At 42.7% G+C, this 15,924-nt stretch carries 8 protein-coding genes; 3 read left to right on the top strand and 5 right to left on the bottom strand.

Going from position 1 to position 15,924, the window contains the following annotated elements; translation table 11 throughout:
* Nucleotides 1-2 precede the first annotated feature (2 nt).
* From J0654_RS07680 to J0654_RS07660, 5 genes are all read right to left on the bottom strand, one after another.
* Nucleotides 3-1,808, bottom strand: a complete 1,806-nt coding sequence (locus tag J0654_RS07680) for an ATP-dependent nuclease (RefSeq protein WP_207027356.1) — start codon at nucleotides 1,806-1,808, stop codon at nucleotides 3-5.
* Nucleotides 1,809-1,967: 159 nt separating this feature from the next.
* On the bottom strand, nucleotides 1,968-6,209 hold the full coding sequence (locus J0654_RS07675) for an NACHT domain-containing protein (RefSeq protein WP_207027354.1): 4,242 nt from the start codon (nucleotides 6,207-6,209) through the stop codon (nucleotides 1,968-1,970).
* Between the two features lie 22 nt (nucleotides 6,210-6,231).
* Nucleotides 6,232-6,840, bottom strand: coding sequence for a hypothetical protein (locus J0654_RS07670; RefSeq protein ID WP_207027352.1), 609 nt, complete (start codon nucleotides 6,838-6,840; stop codon nucleotides 6,232-6,234).
* A 281-nt stretch (nucleotides 6,841-7,121) separates the two neighbouring features.
* Complete coding sequence (locus J0654_RS07665; protein WP_207027351.1) at nucleotides 7,122-7,610, bottom strand: hypothetical protein; 489 nt, start codon at nucleotides 7,608-7,610, stop codon at nucleotides 7,122-7,124.
* A gap of 224 nt (nucleotides 7,611-7,834) precedes the next feature.
* Nucleotides 7,835-8,266, bottom strand: coding sequence for a helix-turn-helix domain-containing protein (locus J0654_RS07660; protein WP_051947125.1), 432 nt, complete (start codon nucleotides 8,264-8,266; stop codon nucleotides 7,835-7,837).
* Between the two features lie 735 nt (nucleotides 8,267-9,001).
* Between J0654_RS07660 and J0654_RS07655 the strand changes: the two genes are divergently transcribed.
* From J0654_RS07655 to J0654_RS07645, 3 genes are read left to right on the top strand one after another with little or no spacing between them, the layout of a single operon-like run.
* On the top strand, nucleotides 9,002-12,034 hold the full coding sequence (locus J0654_RS07655) for a SusC/RagA family TonB-linked outer membrane protein (protein WP_207027349.1): 3,033 nt from the start codon (nucleotides 9,002-9,004) through the stop codon (nucleotides 12,032-12,034).
* A gap of 15 nt (nucleotides 12,035-12,049) precedes the next feature.
* Nucleotides 12,050-13,483: a RagB/SusD family nutrient uptake outer membrane protein gene (locus J0654_RS07650; protein ID WP_207027347.1), complete on the top strand. Its 1,434-nt coding sequence runs from the start codon at nucleotides 12,050-12,052 to the stop codon at nucleotides 13,481-13,483.
* A gap of 36 nt (nucleotides 13,484-13,519) precedes the next feature.
* Nucleotides 13,520-15,835: a zinc-dependent metalloprotease gene (locus J0654_RS07645; RefSeq protein WP_207027345.1), complete on the top strand. Its 2,316-nt coding sequence runs from the start codon at nucleotides 13,520-13,522 to the stop codon at nucleotides 15,833-15,835.
* Nucleotides 15,836-15,924 lie beyond the last annotated feature (89 nt).

The raw sequence follows: 15,924 nt of genomic DNA, 5'->3' as shown, positions 1-15,924 counted from the left end.
GGCTATTCCTCATCTGGTTCTGTGGCTCCATTCCCCTCCTCTTCAAATTCCATGAGTGGCACTTCCTCAGGGTGTTTGAACTTACGGTAGATTTCTTCCAGGAAAGTCTTAATTGTAATGGGGAGTTCTTCCATGGTACACTTTTCCACTAAAGAAGCCGAGCGCCTTTCCCCTTTCTTTTGTCTCAATGCCTCATCCAATAACTTTCCCACTGTGACATCATCCGGTTGCATTTCAGGGAGATGTGGTCCATTTGCAATCTCTCCATTTTCTTTGAGCTCTTGTAGAAATGCCCATTGAATGCTTACCGGCACCTCGTCCGCTAATAATTTCTCGATGGCCTTATGGTCAATTTCCTTGTAGAAGTCAAAAGCTTCATTCAGTTCTTGGATCTGGTCGGCGGAGCGCTGCATCTTATCAAAAAAAGCAAAGGTTGAAAGTCCTATTGATTTGAAAAACTTCCCCCAATCCGCAATATTTCCATCACCTTCAGCTTCAAAAATGGTCACTCCTGATAAATCGAATGGATAATTGTCCCGATCCTGCTCCAGTATTTTTGCAGCAGCTGACAAGACTTCCAATTCAGTCAGACCTTCACCAACGATGACAGCATTTCCCAAGATTACCTCAGCTATGGAATGCCGTATTTTTCTCCGATAGTTCTTTGGTTTTAAACCGGCATAGGTAATATCCACACCAGTCACCTTGGAGCCTTCTTCCTTTTTCAGTATTTTGATGTTCTCCGGGTCGAACATTTCTATTACATATGGGGAATGGGAGGTCACAAATGCCTGAGTGGTCTGTTCCAATAAGTACTCAATGATTCGTCGTTGTGTATGGGGAGGCACCGCTATTTCCGGTTCTTCCATAGCGAATATGATGTTTTCCTTCTTTAGTTCTGCTATCGCGGAAAGCATTGCAAAGACCATAGTGCTGAGTGTTCCCGTGCCCAATCTCTGGAATGGAACCGGTTTCTGCTCCCCCGAAGATTTCATAAAAAAAGATAGAGTACTTCGAAGATGGTCCCTGGTCAATTGGGAAACATGAAGAGTGGAAGCCTTTTCGTCGTTGGGAAGGGGAATATATTGTCCTATACGCAGCTCCAAGTTATCGAGCACTTTCCTAAGAACTCCGATGCTCTCCTCCAAAGGGGGGTCTAGCTCTTCAAGTCTGGTCCTTGTTTTCTCCCAAAATTTTGGCCGAATTTCACCAATTCGAAGTAGGATATCCAAAAGGGTTCCCCGCTCCAGACTCAACGCCCTTCTTCCAGTTCTTAATGCCCTGAGGTAGAGAAACCCTATTTCTCTTTTTCTGCGTTTTGGGACTTCTCTAAACTCTCCTTCATCTTCATCGGGGGAATGCGAGAAGTAGGTTTTTGCCGAAAACTCGTCCTCATCCCGATCATACTGACCAATGAATTGTAACCGCAGGCACATTTCAACGAATTCTTCATCGGTTGCTTCAATCTCCCCCTGATCAAGGATTTTTTGCCGTTTTTGATGCCAAAATTCCATATGATTTCGAAAGACGCCCTGCATCTCTATTGAAATGTCGGTGAGAATAACCTCTATACGGATTTGTTTTGGAGCTTCACCTTCCTCATAATAATAATCCCCATTGTAGAAATCATATTCATCGATGGCATCCATCCGGTTGAGACGGTCTGGACCCAAAACTAGATCAAGGGCTTCGCATATGGTGGATTTGCCAATATTATTTTTCCCCACCAATAACGTATGGTCCTTAAAGAAAAGGGTGGCCTCCTGGATTCCCCTGAAATGGGTAATCTGCAATTTGCTTATTTTCATTTTGGTCAGTTCAGCTATTAAATGTAGTTCTTAACTTACAAATTTTCCCATAGTATAGCTGGTTTTCACTTTAATTGTAGCGGAATCCTCGAGCAAATACACCTTTTAGGAATTGGAATGCTCGTTTACATCGTCATCAAGCAGGAAAAGCCTCTTGTTCTAAATAAGATATTTGGAGGCATCAATTCTTTCAGCTATTTCAGCAAATGCCATTGGTCTGGACCGCATTTTGAAATAGGCATCCCTGACTTCATTGATAATGTCGTGAATATAAAACAGATCTAATCCTGATATTTGGGCCAATCGGTGTTTGCTGTTTTCCAATCCCGTAAGGAGTTTGGTGAAATCTTTCTGGTTGGCATTTTCATAGAACGATTTCAGGATTTCATACACGGTGCGAATGGGGTCAAAAAAATCATCCCCTTTGATCTCCTTAGACACCGATAGTTCAATTAATTCCAATAGTGCATCGATGGCTCCAGGTGCATAAAAATCGCCAAAGTCCACAGTGCTGAAAAACCGATGTTCCTTGCGATTGTACCTATTGCCAGCTCTAAGCCACTTGTTGAAAAAGGCAAGAGCCTTGGGATGACCTGCCCTAATAAGATACTTTATGGCGGTCAACCCTTCCATGCCCCCCTTATTTTTCTTTAATACCTCCATGGTCTTTTTGTTTACGATTTCCTTCTGGCCTAAATTGATTAAGTGACCAGTGGCATCCCAATAAAGACTGTTATCGTCCTCTACAGGGGCTTCATTTTCCAAAATGTGCCGAAGCAACTGCACATCTCCTGTGGTCTCAACATATGACCCCAGCAATTTCCAACGACGATATCGGTTTTGGCTTTGGTCCAACAGATAGTCCCCAATCAGTGAATAAACTTCGCTCAACCCATGAGATAGCGCGAACTCTGCATGATTGATGAAAACAATGAACTCTTCCAAACCATTATGTAAATTTTTGATAACCCTGGCCTTGATCTTATCGATATCCACTTCCTCCAAAATATAGTCGTACCCTACCACGCCACCTTTTTCCAAATGATAATCGACCCAGAGCATGTCCAAATAGGTAGACTCTTGGTATTTGAAATTATAGCGTCTTCCAAAGAACCACAGGTACTCACAGATTAGGTAATTTTTGGATTGGTATCGTCCCAAAGCATGCTCGAAATCTCCATTTTTCTCATTCTTTAGGCACCACTTCTTAAGGTACGCAATATGCTCAGGTCGTTCAACAATATTCTTTTTTGATTGATTGGTCAATTCCCTTTTTATCTTGAACAGGATATAAAGCTCGTCATCGACGTATTTATGCACATCTGCTAATGTTATACTTTTACCTATCTGTCGCCTGGCATCATTGACAATTTCCAAGAAGGTGGGTAAGAACCGTTTTTGCAATTCTAGATCATCCCAGAAATTTTCCTTGTGGTCCCTCATGTCCTCCCAATCCAATTTGGACTTGCCAATTAAATCAAAATAGTCTTCTGCAAGTCTTTTGAGCCCTTTTCGATCAAACAAAAGGTCAAAGGAGCGTTGCTCTTTGGTTTCATGGTAATCCGCCCATAGTTTTCTTAGCTCGACATCTATGAAATCCTCCCTCAGTCGATACTCCGTACTTTCCAAAATCCTTTTTTCAAACTTGAGTGCAAGGTCTACATCCACTCGGCTCAAAACGTTTCTGAAAAAATACAATTCATTAGCTTCAAGTGTTCCTTTTTGGTAATCTTCAACGAGGACGGGAAGTGTGTTATCCGAAATCAGATAGGCCAAAAAGTATCTTTTGTTCTCCATGGTCAGAGGGGATTGGTAAATATCCATGAAGGCTTTGTCATTTGTTCCCGTTTTTTTGAAAAATGCTGCCAAATCTTCCTCATTTCTATAAGTTGTCAGCCTATTCTCCAAGGCTTTTGTCAACCACTCCATAGTATAACCATACATTTCCTTGGTATTCGTATAGGATTCAGCCATTTTTTGGGTCAACTTCGCTAAATCGTTATTTTCCAAGCGAATGTCATCCCCATGTTCCAAAAACACCTGCAATGCATATACTTGGTTACGTGCTTGTCCAAGATTTATAAGGGCACTTCTGAAGTACCCTTTTTCGCTCGTCATATAGTTCTCCCTTGTTTGGTGTTTCCGCTGTTTCTCGCCGGCCACAAAAGCAGTGATTGACCTAATATAATCAATGTGCTTGTCAACATCCGATTCCAAAATCAGCTTGAGCAACATACTGGTAATACGTTCATGATCAATGTGGGAAACTGTGGAAATCAATTTGGAAAGATATTCCTCTGACCTGTGGTAGCCCTTTTCATGGATAAGATGGAGGATTTCCGCTTTGAAGTCAATATCAACCTCTTCTAATGAAGCTTGCAGACAACAAAACAGAACCTTTTTGAATTGCTCATCCATTAGGGCAGTATCCATTTGAGAGAGCAGAAACATTGCTGAAATACGAGTTCGCCTATGATTGTCTTTATCACTAAGTTCCTTTATTAGAAAATTCCTGTTAACATCGGAATCTGCGAACCTGGCCACGTCTTTGGTTTCTTGGTCATATTTTCTCACCCAAAGCGTCTGTTCCTTGCAACGCTTGATAAAGTAATCTTGAAATACCTCTTTGCGTATACCATCATTGATCCTTGAACGGTCCGCTTGGAACAAAACAATGGCATCATTTTCCTGCAACCACTTGACCAGGCTGGCCATTTTATCTGATTTAGAGTCTAAAAGGTTGAGCAAAAAGGAAATCGAATTCAACCAGGAAGGATGAGTCTTTGGTTTGGCATCGTCCAAGGCTATGAATTCTATTATCTTGTCCACTTCAAAATTACTGAGCGTTTTCGCCACAAAAAACTCTTGGAGATTGCGGTGTTCAAACTCCCATTTGTCCGCATTGACCACCCTTTGTGCAAATCCTGAGTTGACGAAAATGGGTTTGGTCTCCTGTAATAAAATGGTTAATTGCTCCCCCGAAATATTACGGGTTTGCATGGCTTCCAATGAAAAAGCCACCTTTTTACATGCTCGTAGTATTTTCCCTGGATCAAAATCTTGTGTCTTTCCCTTGGATTTTTCATCATCATGTAGCCTTTTCGCTATATAACGTTCCATTAACTCCGACTTGTTGCTGGGCAACTTTTGGCTTTCTTGGTAATAATCCCCCAATAGGTTCAGATAGTAGGGGTTTTCGAAAAATTCATTTTGTACACGTGCAATTTCGTGGTAATAATCGCTCTCTGAGGGCATTTGATATTTGTCGACCAAATATTTAAGGGCATGCTTAAAATCCAGGCTGTTCAAGGTACAGCATCTAAAATTGGTGATGTCCCTGATTGTTGATTCATATATATTGGTGCGGCAACTGATGACAAATTTGACGATGGTCTCACCGTCATGGTTTTGAATGAAATTTTCAATCATGGTGCGGAAGGTCTGCCCATATGAAATTTCGTCCAGACCGTCCAAAATGACCAACAATTGTGGGATGTCCTTCCAATTCGGTGGTAAATGATTTTCAAGGGTATCTTGTTTCCCGAAACTATTGATGGACCGGTAAAATGGAATCCACAGGTTTTCTTCCCTATGTTCCCAATAATCCATGGCCAGTTCCTTGAGTTCAATGGACTTTCCCATACCTGGATTGCCCAATAATACCAATCCTGGACAAACCGCATCGGTTAAAATGTTGTGTAGCACATCGTTTATTCCAAACAGTGCGACTTCTTTGTTAAGGATATTGAATAGGTGTCTGTCATCAGTCTCAGGATCTTGGATAAGCGTAACCCCTCTCTGGATGTAGTGTGCCTCCTTGACCAGATGGGTAATGAATCTGGTTTTTCTGATAGCAGCTATCGTGAATTCTTCATTGGTCTTATAAAAAAGGAGTGTTTTGAACCTGTCCAGTTCTTTTTCTTCGTCAATTTCAAAAGACAGAGAATGGCCATACACGGCTTCATAGATTTCAGGTTCCAATGCAAAAAGCTTATCAATACCATGGGCCTTTTCGAACAAACAAACCCTGAAGGGATACTTGCTCCGATTAAAGGTGCGCTCTGATTTTTCTGGATTTCTGTGATTCCCAAAATTGGATCTTGGACTAATGAATATTGCAATATCATTTTCTTTGAGCAAATAGCCCGAGGTCTCCAAGTCATGGAGCTTTGCATAGATATTCCCGAAAGCTGGGTCGGTAGTGTAATCCTTGCATTCCACATAGATATTGCGCACGGTCATACCATCTGTGACCATAAACTGTATGTCGAACCCATCCTGTGTACCACTAAATTGAGGGCGTTCTTTTAATATGGTGTATCCCAATCGCTGGAAAATCCTTGAAAAGAACACTTTGGCCTGTTCCTCAAATAATTTTCCACCGTTGCCTCCTTTCGTCATTTTCTGTACACCAAATGAAGGCTTAATCCTCCACTTCCCGAGTCATATAGTCCAACACTTTTATTCCACCTACAATCGCCAAGCCATTTCGCACCATTCTCCAAAAGGATTTCTGGTCTTCGGTTTCCTTGGCTTTCCGTATCTGCTCAACGGCATTCTTTAATAATTGGCTGATTTGGTGCCCTTGCTCTTGAAGGTTTCTGACAGTACCATCCAAGGTGATGTATTGTGTGACATTGGGCAAAAAACTACCTACGGCCGTCCCTTGCTTGACAAAAACAACAACAGGTTTGCCCAACATATAGGCCATTCCCGCCTCCACATGGATCATTTCGGAGAGTCCATATAGGGATTTTGAGCTATTGGCCATGTCCCTTTGTACATATCGTGGGGTGGCTACCACAACGAGAAAATCCGCCAGTGGAATGTTTTTCTTCATTTGTTCCACGATAGGAACTGGTGCAATGGAGTGACGCCCCACAGTGCCCATGGGCTTTATCTGGCAATGCAGTAATATTCGTTCCACAAATTCAACAAACGGCTCGTCCTCTTTTCGCAGACTACAACTGACAAAAGCTTTAGCTGCGTATTGAGCATCCTCTAAATGAGGATTTTGATACTTGGCATCCATAGGGTTATTATACAATTACTTAAAGAACAACTAAAATACTTCTTTTGACTTTGGAGCCGTAAAATTGTTAATATTTATTCAAAACTCATGCCTAAATAGTTGACTGATAGATGTATACTAAATTTTTCCTTTATCATGTAAGTTTTAGAAGAGAACCAACTAAAGCAAAGTGTTATTTTGAAAGTAATTTGTGTGGATGATCTTTCAGGATAGACCCTTATAATTTTCCTTCCATTTTGGAACATGTAACACATCCAAAGCAGTTTCTTATTTTTTAAAAATTAGGCACCATAGTACTTTTTCATTTCGTTTTTGACTTTAGTCATGTCTATTCCTTTTTTTTCGGAATACTCAATTAAATCGAGCTCAATTGAAACTTGCAATTTGTGAGCTTTTATTGTTGTCGCTTTTATTCTTTCATAAAGTTTTTCAAAGTATGAATCTGATTTTAAATCATCTTTATTCTCTGTAGAGCTCTTATGAATAAGCCAGTTTCTTTCTGTTAAAAGTTTTGACAACTCCAACTCCAAGGGTTTAGAGAATAGAGATTCTTTTTTGATAATGTTTATCGCCATGCCAAGTGTATACTTCTGTTGTTTTTTTAAAAGATCGTCTGCTTCTTTCCTTTGGTCTGGCTCTGTTTTTTTTAAGACAATGGAGTGACTTAGAGCATCCTCCAATCTTTGAACGGCACACAAAGATTCACCCAAAAGGGTGTAGAGAGTTATTTCTCTTTTCGAGGCTTCTTTAAATTTAATGTTTTCAATCATTGGTATTTTGAGGAAGAACTAAATATTAATTATTAAAGGCAAAACTATGATACGCAGAATTCGATTATATTTAACTTTTTTGGCTATATTTATTAGTTTGGCTGCTTGTAAAACTTTACCAATTTTATGCAGACATTTCCCCTTTCAAATTCTCAATCAAACATTGTTCGATTAAGTTGCCATCTTATTTCCATTTTTTTTGTGACCAAAAAAGTAATTTAGATTTATTCTTCAATTATAGTCATGTATTCTAATTCACCGTTTTCCCATTGAAGAATTTCATGGTTGGTTAAACTTTTGATTGAGAGAACTTCAAAGCGTTTTTTTACATTTCCGTTTTCATCAACCTCATGTTTTTTGGTGTCCATTTTAAGCAATTTAAGTCTGATTTTTACTAAATCGTTTTTTAAAATCTCCTTTGGAAAAATATCTTGATATGACCTTAAATTCAGCGCTTTTGCAGCTCTAGCCATCATTCTCATATTGTATTTAGCTCTGCTCTTCGGGTTTTCTATTTGCCCAACATAACCTTCAGATACCCCTATGCGTTGTGCCAGTTCTACTTGATCTATATATGGGTTTGATTTTACCCTCAATTCTCTTATACTTTCAATCACATGGAAGTCTATATGTGACATTATGATTTCTATTCTCATTTTGCATATATATAAGTATGTGAATCACGGGACTTGAAAAACATTATTCACATATACATGACTATGTGAACATTTTTTTATATATTAGCCTTGATTATTTATTTTTGCGATTCTTCGTATTGATAATATTTGAAGCTATCGCTTTGAATCTCTCGCTAGAAAACTGGTAACTTTTTGCAGAAGGGATGATAAGTAGATTTGCTCACGACCCGGGCGTGAGCTCACTTATCTCTGCAAGGTATACCAGTACCACTAGCGGTTAAGTTGAGTTTTCACGCCCAACTTTTTCTTAGCGTTTGGTTTCTTTAAATTTTCGAAGCATCGCCCAACCTTCTAGGTTATGGGAAACACTTGGCAACTTTTTTATGTTGGGTTCACTTTGGGTGATTGTCCTGTTTTTGGGACATCGCACTCAGTGTTCGATATCCTGTTTAAAAAGAAGCCAAAGAATCCCGTTTAATCCCAAGATTAGAGTTGTGGGATACCAGTTAGATTGATTTTTCGGTTCACGATATCCTTTAGTCCCACAACTTACGACTACACTTTTTGGGGAACCGACCCAGCACGAAATCATGGTCTTTTTTTGGTTAAGGAATCCATTTCCACGGACTTTTTCCCTTTGGACAGGATGGCCTTTGTCCGAACCTTGATGCCCTTCTGGAAGTTACGACTTTCCCGTGGCTTTTTTGGGTAGTGTGATGAACAACTAACAAAGAAATCAAACGAACTCAATTTATGAAAAAATCAATATCACGCATGTACAGGGTTTTCCTGTTCATGCCCCTATATGTCTTTTTAATGCCCTTTTTCGCAAGCACAATGCAGGCGGGCACAGTCTTGGAACCACCACAAGCCACTGTTTCTGGCACCGTGACCGATACTTCGGGGAATCCCTTGGCCGGGGTGAACCTTGTGGTGGAATCCAAGAATATCGGGACTATTTCCGATTTAAATGGTTCCTTTTCCATTAATGCGGGTCCTACTGATGTGCTCATCTTTTCCATGGTGGGCTTTAAATCCCATACTGTACCCATTGCGGGTCGAGGGGAAGTTATTGTTCAATTGGAAGAGGATGTCACCGTTTTGGGGGAAGTCGTGCTCAATGCGGGTTATTACTCCGTGTCCGAGCGCGAACGTACGGGAAACATCGCCACCATCAAGGCCGATGTGATGGAAAAACAACCCGTGGCCAATCCCCTGGCGGCCATGCAGGGACATCTGTCCGGAGTGAACATTGTACAAAGTACCGGGGTTCCCGGAGGAGGATATTCCATTGAGGTCAGAGGGAGGAATTTCATCAATGGGGTTTCCGATCCCCTGTTTATTGTTGACGGAGTGCCTTTTGGATCCCAATCGTTGGGAGCTTTAAGGGTCTCATCTGAAATACTCGGTGCAAACATCAGTCCACTCAATGCCATCAACCCCAATGACATTGAGAGCATAGAAGTGTTGAAGGATGCGGATGCCACGGCCATCTATGGCTCCCGTGGTGCCAATGGCGTTGTTTTGATCACCACCAAAAAGGGAAAGGCCGGGAAGACCCGTTTCGATGCCCATGTGAGCTCCTCTCTAGGCAAGGTTTCCCACTTTTTGGACCTGATGAATACTCAGCAGTATCTGGAAGTGAGGGAGGAAGCGGTCATCAATGATGGGTACGGTTCCTTTTTGGAGAACCCAGCCTTCGACTATGTTTGGCCGGACCTCAAATCTTGGGACAATGACCGATATACTGATTGGCAAAAGGAGCTTATAGGAGGTACGGCTTATCGCAACAATGCCCAACTCTCGGTTTCCGGTGGGGCACAGAACACGCATTTTTTGGTCAGTGGGGCCTATCAAAAGGAAACCACCGTTTTTCCAGGGGATGCCAACTATAAAAGAGGGAGCCTTCGCAGCCAAGTGGACCATAGTTCGGATAATGGTAAGTTCGGGGTCAACCTATCCATAAACTATTCCAGTGAAAGAAACCGATTGCCAGGGGTTGACTTCACTTCCAAGGCCTATTCCTTGGAACCAAATGCCCCGGCCTTATTTGATGGGGAGGGAAACATCAATTGGGAAAACAATACTTGGGATAATCCCATTGCGGCCTTGGAGGAAACTTATGTGGCAAAATCCAATACTTTAATTGCCAATTCTGTTATCTCCTATTCCATACTACAAGATCTTGAACTTCGGTCCAGTTTTGGGTTCACCAATTATCGATTGGACAGTTATCGGACGATGCCCAGTTCAGCCAGAAACCCAAGATTGGGCCTAACTCCCCAAAGCTATTCAAATCTGATCACAAATGATTCCCAACGGCAGTCTTGGATTTTGGAACCACAACTTCATTGGAAAAAAGGGCTGGGTCCAATTGCCTTGGATATGCTTGTGGGGACCACCTTTCAAAAGGAATCCACCGACCAAACGGTCATAAGGGGGGAGGGGTTTCCAAGCAATGGATTGATACGCAATTTAGCCGCGGCCAGAACGCTGGAGGTTATTTCCGATAGGGATGTGGAATACAGGTATAATGCCATTTTTGGGCGTGTAAACCTAAAACTATTGGAGCGCTATATTCTCAACCTGACCGGGCGTAGGGATGGATCTTCCCGTTTTGGACCCGGGAAACAGTTTGGGAATTTTGGAGCCGTGGGTCTGGCCTGGATTTTTTCCAAGGAAAATATTTTTGGTGAGAATTCCCCCTTGAGCTATGGTAAATTACGTACTAGCTATGGCACCACAGGTAGTGACAATGTTGGGGATTATCGATATCTGGATGCCTATTCCGTAAACGGTAATGATTATAATGGGGTCATAGTCTTGGAACCAACAGGAATTTTCAATCCACAGTTCGGTTGGGAGGAAAACCGAAAATTGGAAACTGCCTTGGAATTGGGATTCTTCCATGACCGATTGCTACTCAATACAGCATGGTACCGGAACCGTTCCTCCAATCAATTGGTCGGGATTCCCTTGGCCGCAACTACGGGTTTCACCGAATTGACGGGAAATTTTGATGCCCTGGTCGAAAACACCGGTTTTGAAGTAGAGCTGCGAACCAACAATATCAAATCCCGGAACCTAAGTTGGACCACGACGTTCAACTTGACCGTACCTAAAAATAAATTGGTGGCGTTTGACGGTTTGGAAACATCCACCTTTGCCAACCGATACGTTATAGGGGAACCCTTGACCATTGTCAAGGTCTTTAACGCTCTAGGTGTTGATCCAGAGACAGGTTTATATCAGTTTGAGGATTTCAATGGGGATGATGTCATCAGTAGTTCTGGGGACCGTCAAGGGATCGAAGATCTGGCCCCAAAGTTTTACGGTGGTTTGGGAAATACCATACGGCTTGGAAACTTTACTTTGGATGCCTTTTTCCAGTTCAAGAAACAAAAGGCCTACAATACCACGAGATTTCGGGCTACCGCTGGGTTCAAGGGCAATGCCCCTGTGGAGCTTTATGATCGTTGGCAGAATCCCGGTGATATGGTGTCCGTCCAAAGGGCTTTCAGCGGTTTGGCCCCAACAGGTGGACTTGATGGGTTCCGAATGGAGAGCAATGCGGCCATCTCCGATGGTTCCTTCATCCGTTTGAGGAATGTGTCCTTAAACTATAATGTCCCTTCCTTCAGGGATGGGCTGGATATCACTGTCTATCTGCAAGGACAGAACCTTTGGACCATCACCGACTATAATGGGCCTGACCCCGAACAATCTTCCGGTCTCCGACTGCCACCATTGAGGCAGATTTCACTAGGTATTCAAGTCAGTTATTAATTTAAAAATAGAAGTATGAAAATCGTAATAAATTATTCAAATAAACCAAGGAGGTCAATAGGTTCGGTAACACATCCGGTCATTATGGCTTCTGGCTTTGTTCTAGTGCTGTTTGGATTGCTGTTGTCCGGCTGTTCGGAATTTGTGGAGGTAGATCCACCAAGGAACACATTGGTCTCGGAAACCGTTTTTGAAGATCCGCTCACCCTGGAGTCGGCATTGGCCGATCTGTATTATAGTATGAGGGAACAGCAGGGTTTGGTGTCCGGTACATTTGGATTGACCCCAGCGATGGGGATTTACAGTGATGAATTGGAGTATTATGGATTCAATGCCGATTTCCTCCAATTGTATAACCATAATGTGGTGGCGGCAAACGATCTGATCATGGCTTGGTGGAGACAAGCGTACGATTTGGTCTATGGAGCCAATGCTATAATTGCCGGTGTAGAGAATTCATCCGACCTTTCCACCATGGAAAAGAACAGGGCTATGGGACAGGCCTTGTTTGTTAGGGCATATATACACAGTGTATTGGTTTCACTTTATGGTGATGTACCCTATATCACCAAAACCGATTATTTGGAGAATAATCGGATATCACGTATGCCCGAAGCCGAAGTGTATGGGAAAATCATTGCTGACCTTAAGGAGGCAATTGTGCTTTTGGATGGATTTGAACCGGTTGCCCATGAGCGGGTAGTACCCGATCGGTATGTGGCCTTGGCCTTATTGTCCCGTATTTATCTATATGTTGAAAATTGGGAGATGGCTGAAGAAATGGCCACGGAACTTATCTCTGCTTTCCCATTGGAATTTGATTTGGATCGAACTTTTCTTAAAGATTCCCCTGAAACCATTTGGCAGCTCAAACCAGAGGTGGGCAATAATACCAAGGAGGCGGCACAGTTGATCATTCTTACCGTACCCGGTCAAAATTACGCCTTGACAGATGCCTTGTTTGGGGCCTTTGAAGCCGATGATTTAAGATTGGAACATTGGGTTGCCAGTGCCTCGGATGCCGATGAAACCTTAACCTTGTATTACGCACATAAATATAAGGCCGATGGCAATGAAACCACCTCATTGGAATACTCCATTTTATTCCGATCGGCGGAACAACACTTGATCCGTGCAGAAGCAAGGGCCCATTTGGAAAATATTGTTGGGGCACAGACAGACCTCAATTCCATTCGAAACCGTGCGGGTTTATCGGAAACCTCGGCAAGTACAACAAATGAGCTTTTGGAAGCCATTATGCAGGAACGGCGGGTTGAACTCTTTACGGAGCAAGGGCATAGATGGTTTGATCTGAAAAGGACCGAAAGGGCAAATGCTGTCATGGGATCCCAAAAGACCAATTGGAAAGCTACGGATGTATTGCTTCCCATACCAGAAGCTGAACTGGATATAAACCCCAACTTGTTGCCTCAAAATACGGGATACTAGACCATTGAAAAATCCATTTAATTCAGAATTAATACCATGCGAAAATTCATAGTGCTCATCCTGTTGTTCCTTCACTTTTCGGTAAAGATGGCCGCTAAGATGCCTGGGTCACCAAAAGATAATTTTACCCATGTCAAGCATGGGGGCGATCCATTTTTGACCTCCTTTATGGAAGGAAATCAATTATTTCTGACCATTCCGGATGCACTTTTGGACCATCCTATGTTGTTCGTTTGCTATGATAGGATGCGACGCAGTTATATGCAGGTGGTCTGGTCATTGCACAAGGATAAAATTCTTTTCAAACAACAAAGTATTGCATCCGATGCGGGTATTAACCTGCCCATAGCGAAACGAATTACGCTCAAGGACAATGTCCTGGCCATTCTGCCCATTGCGAAGACCCATGGGGAAGAAGGGGGGCATTCGGTCAATATCACGGACCTTATATTGCGTCAGGACATCGAATGGCCCCAAAAGTTTGGAGTCTCCATTGGAAGTGCCATTGCGGACATGTCAATCATATTGGATTCCAACAATAGGGAAGATGAAGTCCTTATCAAGGTCCGAAGAGGTATGGTCAAGTCCGAAGCCAAGGTGTCGGTTCCCCTGTTCTATGGGTTTAGTGTCTTAGGAAGCCCGATGACGGGAAGACGGTTTGATTATCGCATGGGATTTTTTAATGAGCAGCAAGATGGTGGCTTTCATTTTGCGTTGAAGAATCGACCGGCCAATATCCTCCGATGGCGACTTGAAAAAAAATTCAAGGACCAACAAATAAGTGTCCCGAACAAACCTATTAGATTTTTGATTTCTCCGGAAGTGCCCAAGAAATGGCGACCCTATATCAAGGCCGGAATTGAAGAATGGTTGCCCGCCTTTGAATCGGCAGGTTTTAAAGATGCCTTGGTGGTCAAAGAGACGGACAGCCTGGATGAATGGCAGGCCCATAGCATCCATTCCAATGTGGTGTATTGGAATCAAAGTAAATACACCAGAGGGATGGAAGATGAGGATTTTGGTGGGACCATTGGATATATCGTTGATGAAAGGTCGGGGCAAATTTTGAGAGGGGATATCTTTATGGGTGCTTCCGTGCAAAGCGTTTCGGAGAAATATTTTGTAAGGGCCGCTCCATTGGACAAGAGGGCACAACGGTTCCCATTCCCGGATAAACTAGTGGGGTCCCTGTTCCAAGAGATCGCTGCCCATGAAGCTGGCCATGTCTTTGGGATGTTGGACGGTAATTTTGGGGAATCCACCTATCCTTGGGACAAAATGAACGATAGTCTTTGGTTGCGGCACATGGGCTATACCCCCAGTGTGATGAACTATACGAGGGTCAACAACCTTCCCCAGCCAAAAGATGGTATCCCGCCATCCCAATTGATCCAGAGGGTGGGTCCTGCCGATCATTATCATATACAATGGGCCTACACGGAATTTCCTGAAACAATGGCACCAGAGCAGTCGGAAGCCCTGTTGGAACAAATGGTCCTTTGGCAGGATTCGGTACCATGGTACCGGTTCAACATCAATCAATTGGAGGACGTGGGACCAGCCTTCACCAATGAGGTGGTAGAAACCGATAACCCTGTTCGAAGTACGGAAATGGCCTTGAATAACATGCAAAGGGTCATGGAACTTATACCCAAAGCTACCCAGGGTCAAAAGGATAACTCTAGGTTGGAAGGGCTTTACCAAAGAACCATTGAGTTGTGGAACAATCAAATGAAGTACGTTCTTAGTCTTATAGGTGGTTATAAGGTACAGTACCAATCTGTCAACCAACTGGGAAACCCTTATGAACCCATTCCATGGGAAACCCAGATGGAAGCTTTGGATTTCTTGATAACCCAAGTCCTTGATCCTCCTCGTTGGTTGACCCATCCTAATTTTCATGATGGTCTAAAATACTCTACAAACTCCGATCTGGTAATGCGGTATCAACAATCCTTGGTGATGAAATTGATTATGGCACACCGCTTGAAACGATTGGAACAACTTGAGATCAGTCTGGGTAGGCAAGGATTGGTCGGCACCTATCTTTCTAAAGTACAATCGGAACTGTTCAGGGAGGCTTATCACGACATGGGCCTCGTGGATTTAAGAAGGCAAGAGATACAAATGACCTTTATTGACGGGGTGATCGGGTACTTGGAAAGAAAGAGGATAGGGTTGACCCCGAGCGAAAAGTTTCTGGTCCCCACGGATTATTCGAAGGGTCTTCTGTTCCAACAGTTATTGGATTTAAAAGCAGTTCTTGAAAAAGGATTAAAAAGGAATGGGAATGTAGCCAATATTGGCCATTGGAAATTGTGCCTGAAAAATATCGATGAGGTGTTGCAGTGACCTTGAAAATATGCCATGGATGTTTACATCTCAAGCCATGGCTGGTATTTGAATTAGTCAAAAAGGTGCCTTGAAAAAGGCACCTTTCT

Source organism: Flagellimonas profundi (assembly GCF_017313275.1).
GTDB classification, from domain to species: domain Bacteria; phylum Bacteroidota; class Bacteroidia; order Flavobacteriales; family Flavobacteriaceae; genus Flagellimonas; species Flagellimonas profundi.
The sequence above is the reverse complement of the archived record's forward strand: the minus strand, read 5'-3'. Positions and strand labels throughout refer to the sequence as shown.